The sequence below is a fragment of the Streptomyces sp. NPDC053367 genome, assembly GCF_044545925.1.
Taxonomy (GTDB): Bacteria; Actinomycetota; Actinomycetes; order Streptomycetales; family Streptomycetaceae; genus Streptomyces.
This window is the reverse complement of the sequence record NZ_JBITYN010000003.1, coordinates 635,742-661,281: the sequence shown is the minus strand read 5'-3', so window position 1 is coordinate 661,281 and position 25,540 is coordinate 635,742. Positions and strand designations below refer to the sequence as shown.

The 25,540-nt window shown below is 73.1% G+C and carries 22 protein-coding genes and 1 pseudogene; 10 read left to right on the top strand and 13 right to left on the bottom strand.

Annotated elements, in window-relative coordinates; translation table 11 throughout:
- The first annotated feature begins 585 nt into the window (after nt 1-585).
- The gene (trpS, locus tag ACIGXJ_RS12650) at nt 586-1,611 is read left to right on the top strand and encodes a tryptophan--tRNA ligase (RefSeq protein WP_399643650.1); all 1,026 of its coding nucleotides are present in this window, start codon (nt 586-588) and stop codon (nt 1,609-1,611) included.
- Between the two features lie 18 nt (nt 1,612-1,629).
- On the opposite strand, the gene proC is transcribed toward trpS, so the two are convergent.
- The 6 genes from proC to ACIGXJ_RS12620 form a co-directional block, all read right to left on the bottom strand.
- On the bottom strand, nt 1,630-2,439 hold the full coding sequence (gene proC, locus ACIGXJ_RS12645) for a pyrroline-5-carboxylate reductase (RefSeq protein WP_399643648.1): 810 nt from the start codon (nt 2,437-2,439) through the stop codon (nt 1,630-1,632).
- A 100-nt stretch (nt 2,440-2,539) separates the two neighbouring features.
- The gene (locus tag ACIGXJ_RS12640; RefSeq protein WP_399643645.1) at nt 2,540-3,331 is read right to left on the bottom strand and encodes an ABC transporter permease; all 792 of its coding nucleotides are present in this window, start codon (nt 3,329-3,331) and stop codon (nt 2,540-2,542) included.
- Nucleotides 3,328-4,164 (bottom strand): ABC transporter ATP-binding protein, encoded by an 837-nt coding sequence (locus tag ACIGXJ_RS12635; RefSeq protein WP_399643643.1) that lies wholly within the window; start codon nt 4,162-4,164, stop codon nt 3,328-3,330. Before ACIGXJ_RS12635 ends, ACIGXJ_RS12640 begins: the two co-directional genes overlap by 4 nt.
- 320 nt (nt 4,165-4,484) lie before the next feature.
- On the bottom strand, nt 4,485-5,255 hold the full coding sequence (locus ACIGXJ_RS12630; protein WP_399643642.1) for a class I SAM-dependent methyltransferase: 771 nt from the start codon (nt 5,253-5,255) through the stop codon (nt 4,485-4,487).
- A 49-nt stretch (nt 5,256-5,304) separates the two neighbouring features.
- Nucleotides 5,305-5,835, bottom strand: coding sequence for an EamA/RhaT family transporter (locus ACIGXJ_RS12625; RefSeq protein ID WP_399643639.1), 531 nt, complete (start codon nt 5,833-5,835; stop codon nt 5,305-5,307).
- Between the two features lie 69 nt (nt 5,836-5,904).
- Entirely contained in the window at nt 5,905-6,222 is a 318-nt protein-coding gene (locus ACIGXJ_RS12620) for an SH3 domain-containing protein (RefSeq protein ID WP_399643637.1), read from the bottom strand.
- 180 nt (nt 6,223-6,402) lie between these two features.
- Here ACIGXJ_RS12620 and ACIGXJ_RS12615 point away from each other — a divergent pair, with 180 nt between their 5' ends.
- Nucleotides 6,403-8,490 carry a PQQ-binding-like beta-propeller repeat protein gene (locus tag ACIGXJ_RS12615; RefSeq protein WP_399643635.1) on the top strand — a complete coding sequence of 696 codons (2,088 nt, stop codon included), beginning with the start codon at nt 6,403-6,405 and terminating at the stop codon, nt 8,488-8,490.
- A 52-nt stretch (nt 8,491-8,542) separates the two neighbouring features.
- On the opposite strand, the gene ilvD is transcribed toward ACIGXJ_RS12615, so the two are convergent.
- The 4 genes from ilvD to ACIGXJ_RS12595 form a co-directional block, all read right to left on the bottom strand.
- Nucleotides 8,543-10,396: a dihydroxy-acid dehydratase gene (ilvD, locus tag ACIGXJ_RS12610; RefSeq protein ID WP_399643633.1), complete on the bottom strand. Its 1,854-nt coding sequence runs from the start codon at nt 10,394-10,396 to the stop codon at nt 8,543-8,545.
- A gap of 110 nt (nt 10,397-10,506) precedes the next feature.
- A complete protein-coding gene (locus tag ACIGXJ_RS12605) occupies nt 10,507-11,112 on the bottom strand; it encodes a TetR family transcriptional regulator (protein ID WP_399643630.1) in 606 nt (201 codons plus the stop codon).
- Entirely contained in the window at nt 11,109-11,933 is an 825-nt protein-coding gene (locus ACIGXJ_RS12600; protein ID WP_399643628.1) for a sugar phosphate isomerase/epimerase family protein, read from the bottom strand. Before ACIGXJ_RS12600 ends, ACIGXJ_RS12605 begins: the two co-directional genes overlap by 4 nt.
- Before the next feature lie 113 nt (nt 11,934-12,046).
- Nucleotides 12,047-12,976 (bottom strand): Ppx/GppA family phosphatase, encoded by a 930-nt coding sequence (locus ACIGXJ_RS12595; protein WP_399643626.1) that lies wholly within the window; start codon nt 12,974-12,976, stop codon nt 12,047-12,049.
- 104 nt (nt 12,977-13,080) lie between these two features.
- Between ACIGXJ_RS12595 and ACIGXJ_RS12590 the strand changes: the two genes are divergently transcribed.
- Nucleotides 13,081-13,905: a hypothetical protein gene (locus ACIGXJ_RS12590; protein ID WP_399643624.1), complete on the top strand. Its 825-nt coding sequence runs from the start codon at nt 13,081-13,083 to the stop codon at nt 13,903-13,905.
- A 27-nt stretch (nt 13,906-13,932) separates the two neighbouring features.
- Here ACIGXJ_RS12590 and ACIGXJ_RS12585 read toward each other — a convergent pair whose 3' ends face one another.
- Nucleotides 13,933-15,651, bottom strand: coding sequence for a hypothetical protein (locus ACIGXJ_RS12585; protein WP_399643621.1), 1,719 nt, complete (start codon nt 15,649-15,651; stop codon nt 13,933-13,935).
- 232 nt (nt 15,652-15,883) lie between these two features.
- Between ACIGXJ_RS12585 and radA the strand changes: the two genes are divergently transcribed.
- Together radA and disA are read left to right on the top strand one after the other, a co-directional pair.
- Nucleotides 15,884-17,293 (top strand): DNA repair protein RadA, encoded by a 1,410-nt coding sequence (gene radA, locus ACIGXJ_RS12580; RefSeq protein WP_399643619.1) that lies wholly within the window; start codon nt 15,884-15,886, stop codon nt 17,291-17,293.
- An 81-nt stretch (nt 17,294-17,374) separates the two neighbouring features.
- Nucleotides 17,375-18,499: a DNA integrity scanning diadenylate cyclase DisA gene (gene disA / locus ACIGXJ_RS12575; RefSeq protein ID WP_399643617.1), complete on the top strand. Its 1,125-nt coding sequence runs from the start codon at nt 17,375-17,377 to the stop codon at nt 18,497-18,499.
- Nucleotides 18,500-18,684: 185 nt separating this feature from the next.
- Here disA and ACIGXJ_RS12570 read toward each other — a convergent pair whose 3' ends face one another.
- The gene (locus tag ACIGXJ_RS12570) at nt 18,685-19,560 is read right to left on the bottom strand and encodes a hypothetical protein (RefSeq protein ID WP_399643614.1); all 876 of its coding nucleotides are present in this window, start codon (nt 19,558-19,560) and stop codon (nt 18,685-18,687) included.
- 577 nt (nt 19,561-20,137) lie between these two features.
- Here ACIGXJ_RS12570 and ACIGXJ_RS12565 point away from each other — a divergent pair.
- The 5 genes from ACIGXJ_RS12565 (at nt 20,138) to cseC (ending at nt 24,919) form a co-directional block, all read left to right on the top strand.
- Nucleotides 20,138-21,088 carry an A/G-specific adenine glycosylase gene (locus ACIGXJ_RS12565; protein ID WP_399643612.1) on the top strand — a complete coding sequence of 317 codons (951 nt, stop codon included), beginning with the start codon at nt 20,138-20,140 and terminating at the stop codon, nt 21,086-21,088.
- A gap of 185 nt (nt 21,089-21,273) precedes the next feature.
- Nucleotides 21,274-21,813, top strand: coding sequence for a SigE family RNA polymerase sigma factor (locus ACIGXJ_RS12560; protein WP_399643610.1), 540 nt, complete (start codon nt 21,274-21,276; stop codon nt 21,811-21,813).
- A complete protein-coding gene (locus tag ACIGXJ_RS12555) occupies nt 21,801-22,478 on the top strand; it encodes a hypothetical protein (protein ID WP_399643608.1) in 678 nt (225 codons plus the stop codon). The genes ACIGXJ_RS12560 and ACIGXJ_RS12555 overlap by 13 nt, the downstream gene beginning before the upstream one ends.
- A gap of 12 nt (nt 22,479-22,490) precedes the next feature.
- A complete protein-coding gene (cseB, locus tag ACIGXJ_RS12550) occupies nt 22,491-23,192 on the top strand; it encodes a two-component system response regulator CseB (protein WP_399643606.1) in 702 nt (233 codons plus the stop codon).
- A 383-nt stretch (nt 23,193-23,575) separates the two neighbouring features.
- The gene (gene cseC / locus ACIGXJ_RS12545) at nt 23,576-24,919 is read left to right on the top strand and encodes a two-component system sensor histidine kinase CseC (RefSeq protein ID WP_399643723.1); all 1,344 of its coding nucleotides are present in this window, start codon (nt 23,576-23,578) and stop codon (nt 24,917-24,919) included.
- Between the two features lie 39 nt (nt 24,920-24,958).
- Here the strand turns inward: cseC and ACIGXJ_RS12540 are convergent.
- Nucleotides 24,959-25,376, bottom strand: a pseudogene (locus tag ACIGXJ_RS12540) (helix-turn-helix transcriptional regulator); the annotation flags it as partial.
- Between the last annotated feature and the right edge of the window lie 164 nt (nt 25,377-25,540).

The window sequence follows — 25,540 nt, the reverse complement described above, 5'->3', positions numbered from 1 at the left end:
CGACTCTATCAGATCTTTTCTCGATCCGATTTCCTCGGTGCTTTCCAGGTTCCCGCTTCCGCGTTTCCCTTTCCGGCGGTTCTGACTCTATCAGATCCTTTCGGCGCTGACTCCCTGTCAGGAGGGTTTGCCTTCCCGGCCGCTGGGCCGTTCCGACGAGTGAGACTTTAGCGGATTCCCGGCTCCCGAGCTAATCGGGGGCCTGCGCTCTTTCGAACGCGGATTCCTCATTTCGCAAATACGCATGCCAATGACGCGACGGCAGCAGGGCAGGCCGACTGCATGTCGAGAGTGGTTGGTACTTGCGGAATGGCTGTCCGGGGACCGACCTTGGTCGGCGCTCACGTCGGACAACTCGGAGAACAGTACGGAGCGAGGGAGGTCGTGTCAACCTCGCCCCGGACGGCATCGCGGAGGCGTACTGTGGCGTCATGACTACGCGTACGTGCAACCAGCAGTGGTGGGCCGCCTGACGGCGGCCGGACTCACGTACGCAGCATCGGCCGCCGCCTCGGCGGCCGTTCTTGTTCCTCCCTCCTGAGGGGCCGGCCGGCGGGTGCGGCGGTCTCGACCAGGAGGTAGGAGATGAAGCGGGTCTTCAGCGGGGTCAAGCCGACCGGGCATCTGACGCTGGGGAACTATCTGGGGGCCATGCGGCAGTGGGCCGAGGTGGACCAGCATCGGTCGGACGCGCTGTTCTGCGTCGTCGACCTGCATGCGCTGACCGTGAACCACGACCCCGCGCGGGTGCGCCGGCTGAGCCGGCAGGCGGCCACGCTGCTGCTCGCCTCGGGGCTGGACCCGGAGCTGTGCACCGTATTCGTGCAGAGCCATGTCGATGAGCACGCGCGGCTGTCGTACGTACTGGAGTGCGTGGCCACCGACGGGGAGATGCGGCGGATGATCCAGTACAAGGAGAAGGCCGCGCGGGAGCGGCAGCGGGGCGGGAGTGTGCGGCTGTCGCTGCTGACGTATCCCGTGCTGATGGCGGCGGACATCCTCGCCTACGGGGCGGACGAGGTGCCGGTCGGGGACGACCAGGCGCAGCACGTCGAGCTGACGCGGGATCTGGCGGTGCGGTTCAACCAGCGGTACGGGCACACGTTCGTGGTGCCGCGGGCGACGGTCCCGGCGGTGGCGGCGCGGGTGATGAACCTGCAGGAGCCGGCGTCGAAGATGGGGAAGAGCGACGACGTGGGGCCGGGGATCGTCTATCTGCTCGACGAGCCCGATGTGGTGCGCAAGAAGGTCATGCGGGCCGTGACCGACAGCGGGCGGGACGTCGTGTACGACCGCGCGGGGCGGCCGGGGGTGTCGAACCTGCTGGAGATCCTGGCCGCGTGCACGGGCGGGAGCCCGGCGGCGCTGAGCGGTGTGTACGAGTCGTACGGCGCCTTGAAGAAGGACACCGCGGAGGCCGTGGTCGAGGTCCTCAGGCCCCTGCGGGCCAGGCACAAGGAGCTGTGCGCGGATCCCGCGTACGTGGAGGAGGTGCTGCGGCGGGGTGCGGAGAAGGCGCGGGCGATGGCCCGGCCGACGGTGGATGCCGCCTACCGGGCGATCGGGTTGCTGCCCGCCCGCACCGGGTCCGTGGTGGGCGCGGTGAGGTGAGCGGCCTCGGCGTGCGGGTCAGCTGTTGCCGGAGGCCAGCTCGCGGCTGCGGTCGCGGGCGGCTTCCAGGGCGGCGATGAGGGCGGCCCGTACGCCGTGGTTCTCGAGTTCGCGGATGGCGTTGATGGTGGTGCCGGCCGGGGACGTCACGTTCTCGCGGAGCTTCACGGGGTGTTCGCCGCTGTCCCGGAGCATCGTCGCGGCGCCGATGGCGGACTGGACGATGAGGTCGTGAGCCTTGTCGCGGGGCAGGCCGAGCAGGATGCCGGCGTCGGTCATGGCCTCGACCAGGTAGAAGAAGTACGCCGGGCCGGAGCCGGAGAGGGCGGTGCAGGCGTCCTGCTGGGACTCGGGCACGCGCAGGGTCTTGCCGACGGCGCCGAAGATCTCCTCGGCGTGGGCGAGGTGCTCGGCGGTGGCGTGGCTGCCGGCGGAGATGACGGACATGGCCTCGTCGACGAGGGCGGGGGTGTTCGTCATGACGCGGACGACCGGGGTGCCGGCGGCGAGGCGCTCCTCGAAGAAGGAGGTGGGGATGCCCGCGGCGCCGCTGATGACCAGGCGGTCGGCGGGGATGTGCGGGGCGAGCTCGTCGAGGAGGGTGCCCATGTCCTGCGGTTTGACCGTGAGGATGAGGGTGTCGGCGGTCTTGGCGGCCTCGGTGTTGCCGACCGGGGTGACTCCGTAGCGTGTGCGGAGTTCTTCGGCCCGTTCGGGGCGGCGGGCGGTGACCAGGAGGTCGGCGGGGGACCAGCCGGCGCGGATCATTCCGCTGAGCAGGGCTTCGCCGATCTTGCCGGTGCCGAGGACTGCGACTTTCTGGGTCATGCTCAGGTGCCCTCCGGGTGTGCGTCGTCCGGGTTCATCCTCGCACCGGGGTGGGCTCTGCGGTGGCCTTGTCCGGTGGGCGGGACGGGCGGGCCCGGGGTCATGCGGTACGGCGCCTGAGGGTGGCCGCGCCGAGGGTCAGGACGAGCAGGGCGCAGCCGGCGACGACGAGGGCGTCGCGGACGAAGCCGGCGGTCATGTCGGTGTGGTGGAGGACCTCGTTCATGCCGTCGACGGCGTAGGACATGGGCATGACGTCGGAGAGGGCTTCCAGGGCGGGGTGCATCTCGTCGCGCGGGGTGAACAGGCCGCAGAGGAGGAGCTGGGGGAAGATCACGGCCGGCATGAACTGGACGGCCTGGAACTCGGAGGCGGCGAAGGCGGAGACGAACAGGCCGAGGGCGGTGCCGAGGAGCGCGTCGAGCAGCGCGACGAGCAGGAGGAGCCAGGGGGAGCCGGTGACGTCGAGGCCGAGGGCCCACAGGGCGAGGCCGGTGGCGAGGGCGGACTGGACGATCGCCAGGGCGCCGAAGGCGAGGGCGTAGCCGGCGATGAGGTCGGCCTTGCCGAGGGGCATGGCGAGGAGGCGTTCGAGGGTGCCGGAGGTGCGTTCCCGCAGGGTGGCTATGGAGGTCACCAGGAACATGGTGATCAGCGGGAAGATGCCGAGGAGTGAGGCGCCGATGTTGTCGAAGACGCGCGGGCTGCCGTCGAAGACGTAGCGCAGCAGGAAGAGCATCACGCAGGGGATGAGGACCATCATCGCGATGGTGCGGGGGTCGTGGCGGAGCTGGCGCAGTACACGGCCGGCGGTGGCGAGGGTGCGGGCGGGGTTGAGTGCGCCGGTGGGGGCGGGCGGTTTAGTTGTGCTCGTCCTGTTCGTCGTGCTCATCGGGCGGTCTCTTTCGGGTTCGGGCTCGGGTGCGGGGACGCGGTCGCCCGGTCCACGAGGTGGAGGAAGGCGTCCTCGACGGTGTCGGCGCCGGTGCGGCTGCGCAGGGCGTCGGGGGTGTCGTCGGCGAGGATGCGGCCGTCGCGCATGAGGAGCAGGCGGTGGCAGCGTTCGGCCTCGTCCATGACGTGGGAGGAGACGAGGAGGGTGGCGCCGCGGCGGGTGGCGATGCCGTGGAAGAGGTTCCACAGGTCGCGCCGCAGGACGGGGTCGAGTCCGACGGTGGGTTCGTCGAGGACGAGGAGCTCGGGGGCGCCGAGGAGGGCGACGGCCAGGGAGACCCGGCTGCGCTGGCCGCCGGAGAGGTTGCCGGCGAGGGTGTCGGCGTGGCCGGTGAGGTCGACGTCGGCGATGGCGCGGGTGACGTCGGTGTCCCGTTGTGCGGCGGCCGCGTGGCCGGGGTTGAGGATCGCGGCGAAGTAGTCGAGGTTCTGCCGGACGGTCAGGTCGTCGTAGACGGAGGGCGCCTGGGTGACGTAGCCGATGCGGGTGCGCAGGCGGGGGTGGCCGGCGGGGCGGCCGAGGATGTCGAGGGTGCCGGTGACCTTGGCCTGGGTGCCGACGACGGCGCGCATGAGGGTGGACTTGCCGCAGCCGGAGGGGCCGAGGAGTCCGGTGATCTGACCGCGCGGGACGGTGAAGTGGAGGTCGTGCAGGACGGTGCGGGGGCCGCGGACGACGGTGAGGCCGGTGGCGCGGATGGCGGGGGTCTCGGCGTCCTGGGCAGGGGGTTGGGGGTCTTGGCCCGGGGGCTCGGGCCTGTAATTCACCATATGATGAATAATCCTCGCGCGCCCCGGACGCGTCAAGCGGGGGGCGCGGGGCGGCATGGACGCGGGGGGGGGATCTCAGGGCGGGGCGAGCCGGGGCGCCGGCCGAGCGGGGCCGGCCGGGGGGTGATCCCGGTGGCGGGCGTCGGCCGCGCTCGGTGCGCGCGGGCGTGGACCTACCGCTCATGCCGGTGAAGTGAGGCGGCGAGGGCCTCGGCGGGCGCGCTGCCGCTCGGCCGTGAGGTGCGGCTGGGGCTGGGCGGGGCGGGGCATGGGGGCCACGCGGGCGCGGCGGCCCTGGACGGGTGGGCCGCCGCGCGGGCTCAGATCCCGGTACGGGCGACCAGCAGGTCGACGTCGTAGGTCTCCTCGACGATCCCGTCGGGGAAGACGTTCAGCAGGTGCTCGCGTTCCTCGGCGAAGTAGGCGGTGCGGCGTTCCTCGGTGTCCACGAGGAACATCGAGTGGCTGCCGAGGTTCGCCAGGTGGGTGTCGAGGGGGACGCGGCGGCTCCAGCGCAGGGTGCGGGGGCTGAGGCCGAGGCGGCCTTCGGGGTCGGCGGCGTCGGCGTGTACGCCGAGCTTCTTGTCCGCCTCGATGTCGATGCCGAAGTGGGCGGCCTGGCGGGCGCCCTGCTCGGCGATCCAGGGGACGTCCGCGGGGCTCATGTTCCACCAGAGCGCGATGGCGCCGCCGGGGCGCAGTACGCGCAGTGCCTCCGGGATGGAGCGGGCGGGGTCGGTCCAGTGCCAGGACTGGGCGTAGGTGAGGAGGTCGACGGAGGCGGAGGCGAGGGGGAGGTGGTTGCCGTCGCCTCTGACGAGGGGCACGTCCGGGTGGGTGCGGCGGAACTCCGCCGCCATGCCGGAGCCGGGTTCCACGGCGACGACCTCGGCGCCTCGGGCGCGCAGCAGCCCGGTCGCTATGCCCGTGCCGGCGCCTACGTCGGCGACGCGGGCGCCGTGCAGGGGGCGGCCGGCGAGTTCCTCGACCGTGTCGAGGAGTGCGGGCGGGTAGGACGGCCGGTTGGCGGCGTACTGGGCCGCGGCCGCGTTGAAGGAGTGGGCTCGGGTGGAGTGGGTGGGAGCCGTCATGAGGTCATCGTGCCCAGGACGGCGCCCTGACGCGTGGGGATTACCGGGCTCAGGGGCGGCGGCGTCTTCTCGACGGGTTGCCGGTCCGGCGGGCGGCGCGCTTGTGGTGGTCGCGCAGGGCCGTCTCGTACTCCTGGCGGTGCAGTCTCTCGCCCGGGGCCTCGGTGAGCGAGCGGACGAAGTAGGCCAGCAGGGAGCCGACGAAGCCGATGGTGAGCAGGCCGCGCAGGGATGCCTGGCGGGCGGGGTCGGGGCGCTTGCGGAAGCTGTCCCAGGTGTGGCCGAAGGCGAGCGCGCTGCACGCGGCGAACATCACGGTGACCAGGAGGGTGACGAACGTGCCGATGTCCGCGATCTGGAGGCCCTCGTAGGCGAACCGCAGGACCAGGCAGGAGCCCGCGGCGAGAGCGAGCGAGCCGGCGGACACGGCGACGCGGCGGAGGGGGTAGCCGTTGTCGTGCTCCACCCAGCTCGTGCCGAAGAACCGGAGGGGCTCGGGCGCGGGGGTCCCCGGCCGGGAGCCCGCCGCCTGCTCCTGGATGCCGTTGCCGCCGGGGTCTCCGTGCTGTTCGTCGCTCACGGGTCGATTATGCGGGCGGGAGTCGATCACGCGGGCGGTAGGGGCGGGCTCCGATCCGTGACCCGGGGGTCAGATGCAGCGGGAGGCGACGTAGCCGTCCGTGCCGGTGTTCACGTAGGCGTCGGAGACGTACTCGCCGTCGTCGATGTTGTCCCAGATGTTCGACGTGCCGTACGGGCCCGACACCCATGTGCCGGGGGTCTGGCAGAAGATCGCGACCTTGGAGCCCTCGGGGAGGACCCGGACGATGCGGTAGCCCGTGCCGGGGCCGCTGCGGACGTTCAGGCGGACGCCCGGGGCGACCGAGTAGTAGCGCAGCATGGTCGAAGCGGTGGCGGACACTTCCTCGTTCGCACCTTCGGCTTCCGCTGCGTGCTCGACTGACATGGAGAACCTCCCCCGTTGGGCCCCACGGTCGGCGCTGGGGCTTGTTGAGCCTTCTGATCACGCCACTGATCAGGCGTGCAGAACTCGTACGCGGAGGCTAGCAAGCCGCCTCCGTCTCGTACGAGTCATCGACTAGGCTCCGTGCGTCGCGCGCGCGGACGAACAGCACGGGGGTGGTCCATGGCGCCGCAGAGCAGCACCGGGGTGGGGGCGGAAGCGGAACTTCCCGAATACGCCGGGCACTACATGCTGGAGTCATGTCTCGGCTCCGGCGGCATGGGCGTCGTGCATCTGGCGCGCAGCACCTCGGGGATGAAGCTCGCCGTGAAGGTGGTGCATGCCGAGTTCGCGAGGGATCCCGAGTTCAGGGGGCGTTTCCGGCAGGAGGTGGCGGCGGCCCGGCGGGTGAGCGGTGCCTTCACCGCGCCCGTGGTGGACGCCGATCCGGAGGCCGGACGGCCGTGGATGGCGACCCTGTTCATCCCTGGGCCGACGCTTTCGGATCAGGTGAAGCGGAACGGGCCCATGAGCGCTGAGCAGTTGCGGCGGCTCATGGCCGGGCTCGCCGAGGCGCTGCGGGACATCCACCGTGTGGGCGTCGTACACCGGGACCTCAAGCCGAGCAATGTCCTGCTGGCCGAGGACGGGCCCAAGGTCATCGACTTCGGCATTTCTCGGCCAAAGGACAGCGAACTGCGGACCGAGACGGGGAAGTTGATCGGTACGCCGCCGTTCATGGCGCCGGAGCAGTTCCGGCGGCCCCGGGAGGTCGGGCCGGCCGCGGACATCTTCGCGCTGGGGTCGGTGATGGTGCACGCGGCGACCGGGCGCGGGCCGTTCGACTCCGACAGCCCGTACGTCGTGGCGTACCAGGTCGTGCATGACGAGCCGGATCTGGCGGGTGTGCCGAGCGGTCTGGTGCCACTGGTGGCGCGGTGCCTGGCGAAGGAACCGGAGGACCGCCCCAGTCCGGACGAGCTCATGCGGGAGCTGCGGGCGCTTGCCGCCTCCTACGACACCCAGGCGTTCATCCCCACCCAGCGGACGGGCGGGGAGCCCCGGCCCGAGCCACGTCCCGCCGCACCGGACCGCCCGGCTCGCAGGCGCTGGACCCGGCGGATGGCCGTCGGCGCCGTCGCGCTGGGGCTCGTGGTGGCGGGTGCCGTCGTGGCCGTGCAGCGGGCGGCGGACGACGGACCGGGTCCCGGCGGCCGTACGGACAAGGCGTCGGCGGAGATCCTCGCCTGGGAGGCGAAGGCCGTGGCGGGGACCGCCACCGCGCCCCAGTGTTCGTACGGCGATGGTGTGCTGCTGTGCGGGCAGCAGGACGCGGTCTTCGCTCTGGACCCGTCCGACGGCACCTTGCTGTGGCGCCATGCGGGCCCCCGTTCCCGGCGCAGTGCGCCACCGCTTCTGTCCGGTGGGCTCGTGCAGCCCATGGCCGAGGAGAGTGACGTCCTGGAGGGGCTCGACCCTTCCTCGGGCACGGCGCGTTGGCGTCGTGCGATGCCCGCCCACGAGGGCATGGAGTCGGCCGGGGGCATGCTGTTGTTCACCGGGGCCGACGGGACGGTCACCGGTGTGGACAGCGCCTCGGGCGAGACCCGGTGGAGCCGCACGCTCCAGGGCCGGGGTTCCCCGTTCTTCACGTCGTTCGCCGGTGACGCCCTGGCGTATGCGACCAGCACCTCCGACGACGGGTTCACCACCGTCACCGCCGTGTCCCCGCAGACGGGTGCGGTGACCTGGGAAGCCCGGCTGCGGGGGACGTTGAAGCCGGTCGGCTCCGAGGGCGGCGCGGTCTTCTTCCTCGCCGTGGACCGGCTGTCGGGGGACACGAGCGCCGTCGTCCGCTACACGCCGCGGACCGGGGCGGAGCGCCGGGTGGAGCTGCCCGTGCCGCGCATGGTGGCGCGGGCCGGGGTGCACGGCGACGCCGTCTACGTCCTGTCCGCCGGAGGGGCGTTGGATGCCGTCGACCTGTCGACGGGCGCACGGGCCTGGTCCGTCGAGACGTCCCTCAGCCGCGGCTCCGGCCCGGTGGCCGACGGCCGGCACGTCTACTTCACCGCCCCCGACGGGCGGCTCCTCGCCGTGGACGCGCGCGACGGGCACCTTCTCGGCCAGACGCCCCCGCGTCCCAGCGCCGCCTCCGACAGGGTGCCGGGTGAGCTGCCCGAACCCGTCCTCAAGGACGCCCGCGTCTACGCCTCCGCCCCCGACGGCACCGTCTTCTCCGTGCCGGCCCGCGATCCCGCGGCCTGGTGACACGGCAAGGGCCGCCTCCCCGGTGGGGGAAGCGGCCCGGGCGGGTGGTGGGTCAGCCCAGCTTGGTCACGTCGCGGACCGCGCCCTTGTCGGCGCTGGTGGCCATCGCGGCGTAGGCGCGCAGTGCGGCGGAGACCTTGCGGTCGCGGGACTTGGGGGCGTAGACGCCGCCCAGGGCCTGCTCGCGGCGGGTCAGTTCGGCCTCGTCGACCAGCAGCTCGATCGTGCGGTTGGGGATGTCGATGCGGATGCGGTCGCCGTCCTCGACGAGGGCGATGGTGCCGCCGGAGGCCGCCTCGGGGGAGGCGTGGCCGATGGAGAGGCCCGAGGTGCCGCCGGAGAAGCGGCCGTCGGTGATCAGGGCGCAGGTCTTGCCGAGGCCGCGGCCCTTGAGGAAGGAGGTGGGGTAGAGCATCTCCTGCATGCCGGGGCCGCCCTTGGGGCCCTCGTAGCGGATGACGACGACGTCACCGTCGGTCACCTGCTTGTTGAGGATCTTCTCGACGGCTTCCTCCTGGGACTCGCAGACGACCGCGGGGCCCTCGAAGGTCCAGATGGACTCGTCGACGCCGGCCGTCTTCACGACGCAGCCGTCGACGGCGAGGTTGCCCTTGAGGACCGCGAGTCCGCCGTCCTTGGAGTAGGCGTGCTCGACGGAGCGGATGCAGCCGTTCTCGGCGTCCGTGTCGAGGGCCTCCCAGCGCTCGGACTGGGAGAAGGCCTCGGCGGAGCGCACACAGCCGGGGGCCGCGTGCCACAGTTCCTCGGCCTCGGGGGACGGGGAGCCGCCGCGGACGTCCCATGTCTTGAGCCAGTCGGCCAGGGACGGGCTGTGCACGGAGTGGACGTCCTCGTTCAGCAGGCCGCCGCGGTGCAGCTCGCCCAGCAGGGCGGGGATGCCGCCGGCGCGGTGGACGTCCTCCATGTAGTACGTACGGTCCTTGGCGACGTTCGGGGCGACCTTCGCCAGGCACGGCACGCGGCGCGAGACGGCGTCGATCTCCTCCAGGCCGAAGGGGACGCCCGCCTCCTGGGCGGCGGCCAGCAGGTGCAGGATCGTGTTGGTGGAGCCGCCCATGGCGATGTCGAGGGCCATGGCGTTCTCGAAGGCCGCGACGGTGGCGATGTTCAGCGGGAGGACGGAGTCGTCGTCCTGCTCGTAGTAGCGGTGGACGAGGTCCATGACCGTGCGGGCGGCGTCGACGTAGAGCTGCTTGCGGGCGGTGTGGGTGGCGAGCACCGAGCCGTTGCCGGGCAGGGAGAGACCGATGGCCTCGGTCAGGCAGTTCATCGAGTTGGCGGTGAACATGCCGGAACAGGAGCCGCACGTCGGACAGGCGTTCTCCTCGATGCGGAGGATGTCCTCGTCGGAGATCTTGTCGTTCACGGCGTCGGAGATCGCGTCGACCAGGTCGAGCGTGCGGACCGTGCCGTCGACGAGGGTGGCGCGGCCGGCCTCCATGGGGCCGCCGGAGACGAACACCGCCGGGATGTTCAGGCGCAGGGCCGCCATCAGCATGCCCGGGGTGATCTTGTCGCAGTTGGAGATGCAGACCAGGGCGTCGGCGCAGTGCGCCTCGACCATGTACTCCACCGAGTCGGCGATCAGGTCGCGGGAGGGCAGGGAGTACAGCATGCCGCCGTGGCCCATGGCGATGCCGTCGTCGACGGCGATCGTGTTGAACTCGCGCGGGATGCCGCCGGCCTCCTTGATCGCCTCGCTGACGATCCGGCCGACCGGCTGGAGGTGGGTGTGGCCCGGCACGAACTCGGTGAAGGAGTTCGCCACGGCGATGATCGGCTTCCGGCCGATGTCCGCACCGGGTACACCGGAGGCGCGCATAAGGGCGCGGGCGCCCGCCATGTTGCGGCCGTGGGTGACTGTGCGGGACCTCAGCTCGGGCATCGTCGCTCGCTCCTTCGGAGAGATAGGGCTGTCATCGAGCGTACGCCGGTCTTCCAGGGGTCGGGACGAAGTGTCCGGAATACGGGACAACGGTCTCAGCGGGGGGCGGCTCAGCCGCCGGTCAGATGCCCCTGCACCACGGGCGCCACCCGCCGGATGATCTGCTCGGCGTCCGCGGAGGCCAGCGGCTCGACCTTGATCACGTAGCGCAGCATCGCCGTTCCGACCAGCTGCGCCGCCGCCAGCTCCGCGCGCAGCTCGGCGTCCGGCAGGTCCAGCTGCACGGCGATCCGGCGCAGCAACTGGGAGGCGACGAGGCGGCGGAAGACGGCGGCCGCGGTGTCGTTGTTCACGGCGGACCGCACGATCGCGAGCAGCGGCGTCCGGGTGGTGGGGTTCTCCCAGATGCCGAACACGAACCGGGTCAGCCGCTCCCCCACGCCGTCCAGGGGGCCGTCGGCGATCGCCTCTGGGGCGTTCAGGGCGGGCGCGAAGGCGACCTCGATCGCCGCCTCGAACACCTGCTCCTTGGTGCCGAAGTAGTGGTGGACCAGCGCGGAGTCGACTCCGGCGGCCTGGGCGATGCCGCGGACGGACGTCTTCTCGTAGCCCCGTTCGGAGAACTCCGCCCGGGCCGCGCCGAGGATGCGGTCGCGGGTGTCCGCGGACTCGGTGCGCGGCGGGCGGCCGCGCCTGCGGGGGGCCGCCTCGGTCATCGCCGGGGCGCCTTCGCCGCGGACGCCAGGTGCAGCCGGGTGAAGGCGAGCGCCTCGGCGAGGTCGGCCTCGCGCTCCGCGCCGGACATGGCGCGGCGGGTGTTGACCTCGATCACGACATGGCCGTCGAAGCCGGTCGCGGCGAGGCGTTCCAGGACCTCGGCGCAGGGCTGGGTGCCGCGGCCGGGCACCAGGTGCTCGTCCTTGGCGGAGCCACGGCCGTCGGCGAGGTGGATGTGGCCGAGCCGGTCGCCCATGCGGTCGATCATCTGCAGCGCGTCGGTGCGGGCGGTCGCGGTGTGGCTGAGGTCGATCGTGAAGTGCCGGTAGTCGTCCTTGGTGACGTCCCAGTCGGGGGCGTAGGCGAGCATCTCGCGGTCGCGGTAGCGCCAGGGGTACATGTTCTCGACCGCGAAACGTATGTCCGTCTCGTCCGCCATCCGCCAGATGCCGGTGACGAAGTCACGGGCGTAGGAGCGCTGCCAGCGGAAGGGCGGGTGCACGACGACGGTGCTCGCGCCGAGCTTCTCCGCCGCGGTGCGGGCCCGCTGGAGCTTGGTCCAGGGGTCGGTGGACCACACGCGCTGGGTGATGAGCAGACAGGGGGCGTGCACGGCGAGGATCGGGACGCCGTGGTGGTCGCTGAGCCTGCGCAGGGCGTCGATGTCCTGGCTGACCGGGTCGTTCCAGACCATGACCTCGACGCCGTCGTAGCCGAGGCGTGCGGCGATCTCGAAGGCCGTCGCCGTGGACTCCGGGTAGACCGAGGCCGTGGACAGGGCGACCTTCGCGTCCGGGATCCGTACGACTGGTTTTGCCACGAGCTACAGCGTACGTGGTCGCCTACGTGCCGTCGGGGGTTCCGGTCAGGTGCGGGTGCGGGCCGTATCGGGCTGTTCGCGCAGTTCGCGGTGGCCTTGGAGGGGCGCTTCCGCTAGGTCGGCATGTGGTCCAGTTTGCGCAAAATCACACCCTCCCGGAGGGCCCACGGGCAGATCTCCAGCCTCTCGACGCCGAACAGGTCCATCGCGCCCTCGGCCACCAGGGCGCCCGCCAGGAGCTGGTTGGCGCGGCCCTCGGAGACGCCCGGCAGCTCGGCGCGCTCGGCCGTGGTCATGCCGGCCAGCCTGGGCACCCACGCCTCCAGGGACTCCCGCTTGAGGTCCCGCTGGACGTAGAGGCCGTCGGTGGAGCGGGCGGCGCCGCCGATGCGGGCGAGCTGCTTGAAGGTCTTGGAGGTGGCGACGACGTGGTCGGGGGCGCCGAAGCGGCTGAACTCGCCGACGGTCCGGGCGATCTGGGCGCGGACGTGGCGGCGCAGGGCCCGTATGTCGTCGGGTTCGGGCGGGTCGCCCGGCAGCCAGCCGGCGGTGAGGCGGCCGGCGCCGAGCGGCAGGGAGACGGCGATGTCGGGTTCCTCGTCGATGCCGTAGGCGATCTCCAGGGAGCCGCCGCCGATGTCCAGGACCAGCAGCTTTCCGGCCGACCAGCCGAACCAGCGGCGGGCCGCGAGGAAGGTGAGGCGGGCCTCCTCCTCGCCGCTGAGGACCTGCAGCTCGACGCCGGTCTCGGCCTTCACCCGGGACAGGACGTCGTCGGCGTTGCTGGCCTCGCGCACCGCGGAGGTGGCGAACGGCAGCAGTTCCTCGACGCCCTTGTCCTCGGCGGCCTGGAGGGCGTCGTGGATGACGGCTATCAGCTTGTCGACCCCCTCGGGGCCGATGGCTCCGGCGTCGTCGAGGAGTTGGGCCAGGCGCAGCTCCACCTTGTGCGAGTGCGCGGGCAGGGGCCGCGCGCCGGGGTGGGCGTCCACCACCAGCAGATGCACCGTATTGCTTCCCACGTCGAGGACACCGAGTCTCATGTACGGAACGCTACTGCCCGCGCGGCGGTGCTCCCTCCCCCCGGGCTTCGCGGACCTCGCGGGAGCGGTCCCGGCGGGGGTGTCCGGCGACTTACCCTGGACGCGTGCCAAAGACGAAAAAGGCGAAGGACGACAAGAAGGCCAAATCGACCCCGGGGCTGTCGAAGAAGGCCCTGAAGGCGGACGAGAAGGGCCTCGACTTCGCTCGCGCATGGGTGGAGTTCCCGGATCCGGCGGACGACGAGCAGGTCTTCCGCTGCGACCTGACATGGCTGACCTCCCGCTGGAACTGCATCTTCGGAAGCGGCTGCCAGGGCATCCAGGCCGGCCGCGCGGACGACGGCTGCTGCTCGCTGGGCGCCCACTTCTCCGACGAGGACGACGAGAAGCGGGTCGCCGAGCATGTGGCGCGCCTCACGCCGGACATCTGGCAGCACCACGACGAGGGCCTGCAGCACGGCTGGGTCTCGCAGGACGAGGACGGCGACCGCCAGACGCGCCCGTTCCAGGGCTCGTGCATCTTCCAGAACCGGCCCGGCTTCGCCGGCGGCGCGGGCTGCTCGCTGCACATCCTGGCCCTGCGGGAGGGCCGCGAGCCGCTGGAGACCAAGCCGGACGTGTGCTGGCAGCTGCCGGTCCGGCGCACCTACGACTGGATCGACCGGCCCGACGACACGCGCGTCCTGCAGGTCTCCATCGGGGAGTACGACCGCCGCGGCTGGGGTCCGGGCGGCCACGACCTGCACTGGTGGTGCACCTCGGCGACCTCGGCGCACGGCGCGGGCGACCCGGTGTACGTCTCCTACCGGGCGGAGCTGACCGAGCTGATGGGCAAGGCCGGCTACGACCGGCTGGTCGAGCTGTGCGAGCAGCGGCTGGCGTCCCAGCTGCCGCTGGTGGCCCCGCACCCGGCGGACCCGGCCGGCTGACCGGCTGACCGGCTGCACCCGCCGGTCCTACGACGTCGAGGGGCTCGGGTCGCCGCTGTCGCTGGGCGGCGGCGTCGAGCCGGGGTCGGTGGGCTCGGGGCTGGTGGGGGTCGGTTCGGGGTCGGGCGAGGACGGCGGCGGTTCGCTCGGGGTCGGCGGGTCGCTGGGGGCGGAGGTCGTCGGGGTGGGGGCGGGCGTGGTCGGTGTGGGCTCGGGGGGAGCCGTCGGCCGCGGCTCGGGGTCGAACGGGCCGGGTGCGGTGCCGTAGCCCTCGATGGAGACGACGGCCCCGGCGGGTGACACGGCCACACGCGCGCGCCAGTGGCCGGAGGGCTCGCGCAGATGGTCGACGTACACCTTGATCGTCAACGACTGGCCGGGGCGGAGCGTTCCCGAGGACCGGCTGAGGTACAGCCAGGCGGCGCCGGAGGACGCCGACCAGCGCACGGGTGCGTCCCCGGACGCGGTGAGCGTGATCAGCGTGGTGTCGCCGCTGATGCCGGCGGTCACCTCCAGCCGTCCGGCGCCCTTGTGGCCGGCGACGCTGACGACCTCGACGGAGACGTCGGACCGCGCATCGTCGCCGAAGGTCGCGCCGGGCCGGGTGCGGGCGTTGCCGGCGTTCTCGTAGCCGCCGCCCGTGGCCACCCCGTCGAGGCCGCCGGCCCCGTCCTCGCGGCTGGCGGCGGCGCCCTGGCCGCCCTCCCCCTCGACGCCGAGGGGCTCGCCCCGGTAGGCCGACCACAGGGCGATCACCGGGGCGGCCACGACGGTGGCGACGACCGTGGTCGTGACGGCACGCGCGCGGAGCCGGTCGCGCCGGGCGGCGCGGTCCTTGGGGTCCATCGGGAAGCCGCGCCGGTCGAAGCGCGGGACGGCCGCGCCCCGCGCGCGCGGGTGGTGCGTCATCGCCACATGGAGCGCGGCGCGGGGTGCCTCAAGGACGGGCAGCTCCGCGGGCGTCACGCTGGCGCCGGGCCAGCGTCCCGGCACGGCCCGCTCTGCCGCCCGCCGGCAGCGCGGGCAGTCGTCGACATGCCGGACCAGCTCCCGCCGCAGGGCGGTGCTCAGCACGAGCTGGTGGTCGCCGGTGAGCCGGGCCACACCCGGGCAGGCGGCGGTCTCGACGACGGCGAGCACCGCGCGCGTGCGCTCCACCTCGCAGGCGGCGGCCGCGAGGAGTTCCCGCGCGGCGGCGAGGTCCATGCCGAGGACCGCGGCCACCTCGTGCGCCGCCAGATGGTGGCGCACGGCAAGCTCCAGGGCCTCGCGCTGCTCCGGCGTGGTGCCGGCCGCCTCCGGCCAGGCCAGTTGGGCCAGCTCACGCCGCCGCTGCTCCCGGACCTCCTCGGCCACGGCCGCGGTGCCCGGCGCCACGGGACGCGGCCGGGGGCCGTGCCGCCCCGCCGCGTGCGTGGCCTGACGTTTCTGCTTGGCCTCGGCCATCTTGCGCAGACACGCCCAGCGGACCAGCGCGTACAGCCACGCCCTGCGGTCGCCGGCCGCCTCGGGGGCGCGGGGGCCGCGCCGCTCGGCCAGCGCGAGGGCGTCGCCCAGGGCGGCCGTCGCGGCGTCGTGGTCGCACAGGACGGACAGGCAGTAGGTGAACAGCCCGTCCAGGTACGGCTCGTAGCGCGCGGGCGTCCGCTGCGCCAACGTACGCGCCGCACCACGGTCGCGCGCCTCCCGGTGCGCCCGGTGTGCGCCGGTGGTGCGTGTCGAGGTCTCCGAACTGCTGCTCATCACCCGTGCGACCGTAGGCGGCCGGGGGCGGCCCATTCCGGCACCTTGAGCACATTTACTCCGTACGGGTGAAACGATCCCTCATAAGGGGACACCGGCCCCCGCATCCCTGGCGAGTTCCTCATGGGTGTGGCCGGTTCTTGACGGGGCGTGAGGTCGGGCGCCCCAAGGGGCGGGGGCGGCAGCGCCCACCGGCGCGGGCCTCGTTGTCAGACCCGGCCGCTACGGTTTCCCCATGGCTGCCCGTACGAAGACCACCAAGGACCGCCCGTCCTACCGCTGCACCGAATGCGGCTGGCAGACGGCCAAGTGGCTCGGCCGCTGCCCCGAGTGCCAGGCCTGGGGCACGATCGAGGAGTACGGCGCGCCCGCGGTGCGTACGACGGCGCCCGGCCGGGTCACCACCTCCGCCCTGCCCATCGGCCAGGTCGACGGCAGACAGGCCACCGCCCGCAGCACGGGCGTGCCCGAGCTGGACCGCGTCCTCGGCGGCGGCCTCGTGCCCGGCGCGGTAGTCCTGCTGGCGGGCGAACCGGGTGTGGGCAAGTCCACTCTGCTGCTCGACGTGGCCGCGAAGTCGGCGAGCGAGGAGCACCGCACCCTCTACGTCACCGGCGAGGAGTCCGCGAGCCAGGTCCGGCTGCGGGCGGACCGCATCGGCGCCCTCGCCGACCATCTCTACCTCGCCGCGGAGACCGACCTGGCGGCCGTCCTCGGCCACCTGGACGCCGTCAAGCCGTCCCTGCTGATCCTGGACTCGGTGCAGACCGTGGCCTCCCCGGAGATCGACGGCGCCCCCGGCGGCATGGCCCAGGTCCGCGAGGTGGCGGGCGCCCTGATCCGCGCGTCCAAGGAGCGCGGCATGTCGACGCTGCTGGTGGGCCATGTCACCAAGGACGGCGCGATCGCGGGCCCCCGCCTGCTGGAGCACCTGGTGGACGTCGTCCTGAGCTTCGAGGGCGACCGGCACGCGCGTCTGCGCCTGGTGCGCGGCGTGAAGAACCGCTACGGGGCGACCGACGAGGTCGGCTGCTTCGAACTGCACGACGAGGGCATCGTCGGCCTCGCCGACCCCAGCGGCCTGTTCCTGACCCGCCGCGCCGAACCGGTGCCCGGCACCTGCCTGACCGTCACCCTGGAGGGCCGGCGCCCCCTGGTCGCCGAGGTGCAGGCGCTCACGGTCGACTCCCAGATCCCCTCCCCCCGCCGCACCACCTCCGGCCTGGAGACGTCCCGGGTGTCGATGATGCTGGCCGTGCTGGAACAAAGGGGACGAATCAGCGCATTGGGCAAGCGGGACATCTACTCCGCGACGGTCGGCGGTGTGAAGTTGTCGGAGCCGGCCGCCGACCTCGCCGTCGCCCTCGCGCTCGCCTCCGCCGCCAGCGACACCCCCTTGCCCAAGAACCTCGTCGCGATCGGCGAGGTCGGCCTCGCGGGCGAGGTCAGACGGGTCACCGGCGTCCAGCGCAGGCTCGCCGAGGCGCACCGGCTGGGCTTCACGCACGCGCTCGTACCGGGCGATCCGGGCAAGGTTCCGGCCGGTATGAAGGTGCTGGAGGTCGCGGACATAGGGGACGCCCTGAGGGTCCTGCCGCGCTCCCGTCGCCGAGAGGCCCCCCGGGAGGCGGAGGACCGCCGGTAGACTTTGCCCTGGTCTCGCCCGTCCGTACGAACCGAGTGCGCGATACGGGAGCGCCCCAGAACCTGCGACCGGAGGAGAGCAGTGGCAGCCAACGACCGGGCAGCAGCTCCCGGAAAGTCCGGTGGGAGTGCCGGTTCCGATGGCCTGATGCGTGCCTCCCTGAGCGCCGTGGCACCTGGTACGGCCCTGCGCGACGGCCTGGAGCGGGTGCTCCGCGGCAACACCGGCGGTCTGATCGTGCTCGGCTGGGACAAGACGGTCGAGTCGATGTGCACCGGCGGGTTCGTGCTGGACGTGGAGTTCACCGCGACCCGGCTGCGCGAGCTGTGCAAGCTCGACGGCGGCATCGTCCTCTCCTCCGACCTGTCGAAGATCCTCCGGGCCGGCGTGCAGTTCGTGCCCGACGCGACGATCCCGACCGAGGAGACCGGCACCCGGCACCGTACGGCGGACCGCGTCTCCAAGCAGGTCGGCTTCCCGGTGGTGTCGGTGTCGCAGTCCATGCGCCTGGTCGCGCTGTACGTCGACGGCCAGCGCCGCGTCCTGGAGGACTCTGCGGCGATCCTGTCCCGCGCCAACCAGGCCCTCGCCACGCTGGAGCGCTACAAGCTGCGCCTGGACGAGGTCGCGGGCACGCTGTCGGCGCTGGAGATCGAGGACCTGGTGACGGTCCGGGACGTCTCCGCCGTGGCCCAGCGCCTGGAGATGGTCCGCCGTATCGCCACCGAGATCGCCGAGTACGTGGTCGAACTGGGCACCGACGGCCGACTCCTGGCCCTCCAGCTGGACGAGCTGATCGCCGGCGTGGAGCCGGAGCGCGAGCTGGTCGTACGGGACTACGTCCCCGAGCCCACCGCCAAGCGCTCCCGCACGGTCGACGAGGCGCTCGCCGAGCTCGACGCGCTCACCCACGCCGAGCTGCTCGAACTGTCCACGGTCGCCCGGGCCCTGGGCTACACCGGCTCGCCCGAGACGCTCGACTCGGCCGTGTCGCCGCGCGGCTTCCGCCTGCTGGCGAAGGTGCCGCGGCTGCCCGGCGCCATCATCGACCGCCTCGTCGAGCACTTCGGCGGCCTGCAGAAGCTGCTCGCCGCGAGCGTGGACGACCTGCAGACGGTGGACGGCGTCGGCGAGGCCCGCGCGCGCAGTGTCCGCGAGGGCCTGTCCCGGCTGGCGGAGTCGTCGATCCTGGAGCGGTACGTCTAGTTCGCGCGCTCAGCCGTAAGGCTGCGACCCGGAGCTCAGACCTGAGGTTCCGGGGCGGCCCCCGACCCGGCGCTCTGACCTGGAGCTACGCGGCAGCGACCGACCCGGAGCTCAGACCTGGGGCTCCGGGCAGGCGCCCGAACCAGCGCTCAGACCTGGAGCTCCGGGCCGCGCGCCCGAACCGGCTAGTCGGCCTTCAGCACGAACGACGTCTGTGCCTTCGCGAACCCGGAGGCCCGGGCCTCCACCAGATACGTGCCCGCGGCCGCCGACCCCGGCGGAGGCGTCCCGCACTCGGGGGCGCTCGGCTTGCGGTCCCACCGCACGGTGTAGGTGACGCTGCTGCCCGCGGGCACCCGGTAGACCAGGCTGCCGGCGCCCTTCGGGCAGTCGGCCGACGACCAGTAGGTGTCGTCGTCCGCGGCGTGAGTGATCGTCAGGACGGCCTTCTTCGGCCCGAGATCGACCTTGCAGTCACCGCCGGAGGAGTTCTTCGCGGTGATCTGGAAGGCGGGCGTCTGGTCGGGCGAGTAGGAGTTGTGCACGCTGCGCAGCGTCAACGTCACGGCGTTCGCGGTGCAGTTGGGCAGCGAGGAACCGGCGGGCAGGGTGCTGACCGCGCCACCGGCGCTGTCGACGGCACCGCCGGCCGACCCGGACCCGCCCGCGCCGGAGCCGTCACCGCCGGCCGGGCCGCCTGATCCGGAACCGTCGCCACCGTCGCCGGAAGCGCCCCCGGAGCCTGCGCCCGAGCCCGGCCCGGTGGTCGAACCGCCCCCGGAACCCGCCCCGTTGGAGTCTCCGCCGCCCGACTCGTCGCGTCCGCCCGGGGCTTGGCTGATCGCCGGTCCGGAACCCTCGGGACCCGGGGTGATGGTGGATGCGGAGGGAGCGGGATTCTTGCCGTTGCTGCCGTCGGCGCCATCCTTCCCGCCGCCGCCCGAGGTGACGATCCAGGTGATCAGGAGCGCCAACAGGGCGACCATGGACACCAGAACGACCCTCCGTCGCCAGTAGATGGAGGAGGGAAGCGGCCCGACCGGATTGCGCAGAGATCCCACGGCGCAAACTGTACGAGAGATCGGCCCCGTCACCCGCCCCACCCGCCGTGGAGAACGTCAACTTTTCCGGATCATCATTCCGGGACGGCGTACGCGCCACCCGTGACGACCGTCCGGGGAGAACCCGGCGACCGCTCGGTGTGACCGTCCCGGCCGTCACATGCAGTCCCTGATCACGACTCCGGCGGCACCGAGTTCCGTGACGGGTCCGCCATGACACCTGGCACGCCTTCGCGATCGCGTGCCTTGCACCTCTGGCCATCACCGGGTCGCTCCGGGTGGGCCGGCGAGGAGTGTCCGGGCAACTCCCCTGCCACTCCTTCCTTTCCGTGCCCTTCGGTCCGAAGTGGCCGACGGAGGCGCGTGGTTCCCCGAGAGCACGGCGAGCGCGTGCTGATCGCCAGGTACGCGCCCCCCGGGTGCTGCTCTTGCGGTGCCGCTGCTACCGCGGTGCCGCTGCTACCGCGGTACCGCTGCTACCGCGGTGCTCCTCCCCGGGGTGCTCCTCCCCGGGGTGCTCCTCCCGGGTGGCGGTCCTCCCGGCGGTGCGCTCGCGCATGGCAGGATCGGAAGCGCCATGACTGCGCCCACGAAACCCCCGCACAGCACACCCCCCTCCGGCACCGGCGAGGCCACGGCCGCCGATCCGTCCGGCGGAGCGGACCTGCACCTCCCCGTCATCGCCTGGTTCGACGAGCACGCCCGCGACCTGCCCTGGCGGCGCCCCGAGGCGGGTGCCTGGGGTGTGATGGTCAGCGAGTTCATGCTCCAGCAGACCCCGGTCAGCCGGGTCCTGCCCGTGTACGAGCAGTGGCTGGCCCGCTGGCCGCGCCCCGCCGACCTGGCCCGGGAGGCGCCCGGTGAGGCGGTGCGCGCCTGGGGCCGGCTCGGGTACCCGCGCCGGGCGCTGCGGCTGCACGGGGCCGCGGTCGCCATAACGGAGCGGCACGGCGGGGACGTACCGTCCGACCACGCGCAGCTGCTGGCGCTGCCCGGCATCGGCGAGTACACGGCGGCGGCGGTGGCGTCGTTCGCGTACCAGCAGCGGCACGCGGTGCTCGACACCAATGTGCGGCGGGTGTTCGCCCGCGCGGTGACCGGGGTGCGGTACCCGCCGAACGCCACGACGGCCGCCGAGCGCAGGCTGGCCCGCGCCCTGTTGCCCGAGGACGAGCGGACCGCCGCCCGCTGGGCCGCCGCCTCGATGGAGCTGGGCGCGCTGGTGTGCACGGCGAAGAACGAGACGTGCCACCGCTGCCCGATCGCCGCGCAGTGCGCGTGGCGGCTGGCGGGCAAGCCGGAGCACGACGGGCCGCCGCGCCGGGGCCAGACGTACGCCGGGACGGACCGTCAGGTGCGGGGCAAGCTGCTCGCCGTACTGCGCGAGGCGCACGCGCCGGTGCCGCAGGCCGCGCTGGACGCGGTGTGGCACGAGCCCGTCCAGCGGGCCCGCGCTCTGGACGGGCTGGTGTCGGACGGACTGGTGGAACCGCTGCCGGGCGGAATGTATCGGCTGCCGTCGGCCTGACCGCCGTATCAACCACCCTGAACCGGGACGAACCGGATCGCCCCTTTACCCCGCACCTACTTCTGTTACACAACCGACGGACAGCCGAGCGCTGTCCGCAGGCTGCCTCGGACAGCCCCGTGACAACCCCTCCGTAGCTTCATGTGCAGACCAGGCACGGGGAAGAAAACGGGAGGCGGTTGATCATGGCGCAGGGCGAGGTGCTCGAGTTCGAGGAGTACGTCCGCACCCGGCAGGACGCGCTGCTGCGCAGCGCCCGCCGGCTGGTCCCGGACCCCGTCGACGCCCAGGACCTGCTCCAGACCGCGCTGGCCCGTACCTACGGCCGCTGGGAGGGCATCGCCGACAAGCGGCTGGCGGACGCCTATCTGCGCCGGGTGATGATCAACACCCGGACCGAGTGGTGGCGGGCGCGCAAGCTGGAGGAGGTGCCGACCGAGCAGCTCCCCGAGTCCTGTGTGGACGACTCCACCGAGCAGCACGCCGACCGTGCCCTGCTGATGGACGTGCTGAAGGTGCTCGCCCCCAAGCAGCGCAGCGTGGTGGTGCTGCGACACTGGGAGCAGATGTCCACGGAGGAGACGGCCGCCGCCCTCGGCATGTCGGCCGGCACCGTCAAGAGCACGCTGCACCGGGCCCTCGCGCGGCTCCGCGAGGAGCTGGAGTCCCGCGATCTCGACGCACGCGCGCTGGAGCGTGAGGAGCGGGAGCGTTGCGCGGCCTGACCGGAGCGGGGCCCCTGCCGGGCCCCGGGGGGACGGCACGGAGCCAGGTTTCCCGGTGGGCGGTGGGCACGGCGACGGCCGGGTTCGCCGCCCTCGCCCTTGCCCTCTCGGCGTGCTCCACCGGCGGCACCGGCACCCGCGACGAGGGCCCGGCGCACGCCTCGGGGGTGACCGGCGCCGCGGCCTCCCCGTCCCTTCCTGCGGGCGCCTCGCCCCGGGTGGACGCGGTCCGGCTGGTGCAGGAGGACCCGCTGGTCTCGGTGGCGGTCAAGCGCGATCTGCGCCCGTGCAACGGCGACGAGTACCCGGTCGACGTCTCCTACGGCGAGCTGACCGGCGGCAGCGTCGACGACGTCGTGATCAACGTGCTGACCTGCGGTGACACCGTGGGCGTCGGCTCGTACGTGTATCGCAGGGAGGGCGGGCGCTACGAGAACGTCTTCCGGATCGAGGAGCCCCCGGTCTACGCCGAGATCGACCGCGGCGATCTGCTGGTGACCAAGCAGGTGTACGACGCGGGCGACCCGGTGACCGACCCGTCCGGCGAGGACGTGATCACCTACCGCTGGACGACCGACCGTTTCGTGGCGCGGCACCACTGGCACAACGACTACGGCACCACCGCCCGGGGCGGCGAGCCCGCCCCGGTGCCCGAGAGCAACTGACGGAGCATCCGGATGGCAGACCAGACCCACGTCCTGTTCGTGGAGGACGACGACGTCATCCGCGAGGCCACCCAGCTCGCCCTGGAGCGGGACGGCTTCGCGGTCACCGCCATGCCCGACGGGCTGTCGGGACTCGAGGCCTTCCGGGCGCGGCGCCCGGACATCGCGCTGCTGGACGTCATGGTGCCGGGCCTGGACGGGGTCAGCCTGTGCCGCCGTATCCGGGACGAGTCCACGGTCCCGGTGATCATGCTGTCGGCGCGGGCCGACTCCATCGACGTGGTGCTGGGCCTGGAGGCGGGCGCCGACGACTACGTCACCAAGCCGTTCGACGGGGCCGTACTGGTGGCCCGGATCCGCGCGGTGCTGCGCCGCTTCGGCCACGCGAGCGGCGGCGCGCAGGCCGAGGAGGCCGGCGCGGCGGTCGGCGGCGTGCTGACCTTCGGCGATCTGGAGGTCGACACCGACGGCATGGAGGTGCGCCGCGCCGGGCAGCCGGTGGCGCTGACCCCGACGGAGATGCGGCTGCTGCTGGAGTTCTCCTCGGCGCCGGGCACGGTGCTGTCCCGGGACAAGCTGCTGGAGCGCGTGTGGGACTACGGCTGGGGCGGTGACACCCGGGTCGTGGACGTCCATGTGCAGCGGCTCCGCACGAAGATCGGCCAGGACCGCATCGAGACGGTGCGCGGCTTCGGCTACAAGCTCAAGGCGTGAGCGGGCGGGAACTGGGCCCGGCCGGGCGGGGACGCCCCGCGGCCCGGGCCACCGGAGGGGCAGCCGGACACGGCGGGCCCGGAAACGGCGGGCCCGGAAGCGGCGGGCCCGGACAGGGCGGGCCCGGAAACGGCGGGCCCGGACAGGGCGGGCCCGGACAGGGCGGGCCCGGAAACGGCGGGCCCGGACAGGGCGGGCCCGGACAGGGCGGGCCCGGAAGCGGCGGGCCCGGAAGCGGCGGGCCCGGACACGGCTCGGGTACGGGCCGGCCGTCCTACGGCGCAGGCGGCCGGCCGTACGCCGACGACGAGGCCGGCTGCACGTCGGCCTCCCGTCCCTGGCCGCGGGCCCACCGCACCCGCCGGGCCCGGCTGGGCCGGAGGCTGGGCGGTCTGCCGGCCGGGCTCGGGCAGCGGCTGGGCGGCGACGGGCTGCGCACCGGCCTGCGCTGGAAGCTCAGCGCGGCGATCGCGCTGGTCGGCGCACTGGTCGCGGTGGCGCTCAGCCTGGTCGTGCACAACGCCGCCCGGGTGTCGATGCTGGACAACGCCCGCGATCTGGCCGACGAGCGGGTGGAGGTCGCGCAGCGCACCTACGAGCTGACCGGCCGGCTGAACTTCCCCAATGTGGTGGTCGACGACCCGAACCTGCCCGAGGAGCTGCGGGAGAAGGTCGAGCGCGGACGGCGGGCGACCTATGTGTCCGACGACCACGACGGGCCGCCGGACATCTGGGCGGCGGTTCCGGCCACCGACGGCAGGGTGCTGTCCCTGCACACCGGTTTCCCCGACCGCAGCGAGGACATCCTCGACGACCTCGACCAGGCGCTGGTCATCGGCTCCATCGCGGCCGTGCTCGGCGGCAGCGCGCTCGGTGTGCTGATCGGCGCCCAGCTCTCCAGCCGGCTGCGCAAGGCGGCCTCGGCGGCGAACCGGGTCGCCAACGGCGAGACCGACGTACGGGTGCGCGAGGCGATCGGCGGGGTCGTCCGCGACGAGACCGACGACCTGGCGCGGGCGGTGGACGCGATGGCCGACGCCCTCAAGCAGCGCCTGGAGGCGGAGCGCCGGGTCACCGCGGACATCGCGCACGAGCTGCGCACCCCGGTGACCGGCCTGCTCACGGCGGCCGAGCTGCTGCCGCCGGGCCGGCCGACCGAGCTGGTCCTGGACCGCGCGAAGGCCATGCGCACCCTGGTGGAGGACGTGCTGGAGGTGGCCCGCCTGGACGGCGCCTCGGAGCGGGCGGAGCTGCAGGACATCCTGCTGGGCGAGTTCGTCGCCCGGCGGGTGGCGGCCAAGGAGCCGGACGCCGAGGTGCTGATCGTGCACGAGTCGGAGGTCACCACCGACCCGCGCCGCCTGGAGCGCGTGCTGTTCAACCTGCTGGCCAACGCCGCCCGGCACGGGCGCCCGCCGGTCCAGGTCACCGTGGAGGGCCGGGTCATCCGGGTGCGCGACCACGGCCCCGGCTTCCCCGAGGACCTGCTCGCCGAGGGCCCGAGCCGCTTCCGCACCGGCAGCAAGGACCGCGCCGGACGCGGCCACGGGCTGGGCCTGACCATCGCCGCAGGCCAGGCCAGGGTGCTCGGCGCACGGCTGACCTTCCGCAACGTACGGCCGCCGGGTGCGCCGGAGCATGTCCCGGCCGACGGGGCGGTCGCCGTGCTGTGGCTGCCGGAGCACGCGCCGACGAACACCGGCAGCTATCCGATGCTGCCGTCCTGAGGCCGGCCGGACGCAGGACTGCGCCTCGGGGCCACCGGGTGAATTGCGGTCCTGCCCGGCCGGGCCGCGGCGCGGGAAGCCGCCGGTCCACAGCATCGCGTGGCAGCCGGGTATCAGGGCCGCCCCCGGCCGACGTGCCGGGCGCGGTAGTCGCTGGGCGACAGCCCGGTGCGGGTCTCGAAGGGCTGGAGAAGGTGCCGAGGCTGCTGAAGCCGACCAGGTGGCATATCTCGGTGACGCTGAGGCCGGCGGCGCGCAGCAGTTCCTCGGCGCGCTCGATGCGGCGGTGGGTGAGGTACTGGCCGGGTGTCTCGCCGTACGCCTCCTGGAAGGCGCGGACGAAGTGGTGGCGGGAGTGACCGGCGTGCGCGGCGACGGCGTCCAGGTCGAGGGCGGGGTCGGACCAGTCCCGGTCCATGGCGTCCTTGGCCGGCCTGAGCTGCCGGAGCTTGTCCATCCGGGCCTCCTCCGATACGCCGATGGTGACATGCCCGGAAGGGGGGCGGGGAACCGCGCGACCAGCCACGAACGACAGCCGGCCGCACAACCCGTCACCACCCACGGCGCCCCCGGGCGGAAGACTCCCGGGGGCGCACGAGGAACGTGGGTCTCGGCGACGTC

Excerpts from the sequence above, each read along its gene's own strand:
- trpS (WP_399643650.1), top strand. The coding sequence starts at position 586 with ATGAAGCGGGTCTTCAGCGGGGTCAAGCCGACCGGGCATCTGACGCTG.
- proC (WP_399643648.1), bottom strand. The coding sequence starts at position 2,439 with ATGACCCAGAAAGTCGCAGTCCTCGGCACCGGCAAGATCGGCGAAGCC.
- ACIGXJ_RS12640 (WP_399643645.1), bottom strand. The coding sequence starts at position 3,331 with ATGAGCACGACGAACAGGACGAGCACAACTAAACCGCCCGCCCCCACC.
- ACIGXJ_RS12635 (WP_399643643.1), bottom strand. The coding sequence starts at position 4,164 with ATGGTGAATTACAGGCCCGAGCCCCCGGGCCAAGACCCCCAACCCCCT.
- ACIGXJ_RS12630 (WP_399643642.1), bottom strand. The coding sequence starts at position 5,255 with ATGACGGCTCCCACCCACTCCACCCGAGCCCACTCCTTCAACGCGGCC.
- ACIGXJ_RS12620 (WP_399643637.1), bottom strand. The coding sequence starts at position 6,222 with ATGTCAGTCGAGCACGCAGCGGAAGCCGAAGGTGCGAACGAGGAAGTG.
- ACIGXJ_RS12615 (WP_399643635.1), top strand. The coding sequence starts at position 6,403 with ATGGCGCCGCAGAGCAGCACCGGGGTGGGGGCGGAAGCGGAACTTCCC.
- ilvD (WP_399643633.1), bottom strand. The coding sequence starts at position 10,396 with ATGCCCGAGCTGAGGTCCCGCACAGTCACCCACGGCCGCAACATGGCG.
- ACIGXJ_RS12605 (WP_399643630.1), bottom strand. The coding sequence starts at position 11,112 with ATGACCGAGGCGGCCCCCCGCAGGCGCGGCCGCCCGCCGCGCACCGAG.
- ACIGXJ_RS12595 (WP_399643626.1), bottom strand. The coding sequence starts at position 12,976 with ATGAGACTCGGTGTCCTCGACGTGGGAAGCAATACGGTGCATCTGCTG.
- radA (WP_399643619.1), top strand. The coding sequence starts at position 15,884 with ATGGCTGCCCGTACGAAGACCACCAAGGACCGCCCGTCCTACCGCTGC.
- ACIGXJ_RS12565 (WP_399643612.1), top strand. The coding sequence starts at position 20,138 with ATGACTGCGCCCACGAAACCCCCGCACAGCACACCCCCCTCCGGCACC.
- ACIGXJ_RS12560 (WP_399643610.1), top strand. The coding sequence starts at position 21,274 with ATGGCGCAGGGCGAGGTGCTCGAGTTCGAGGAGTACGTCCGCACCCGG.
- cseB (WP_399643606.1), top strand. The coding sequence starts at position 22,491 with ATGGCAGACCAGACCCACGTCCTGTTCGTGGAGGACGACGACGTCATC.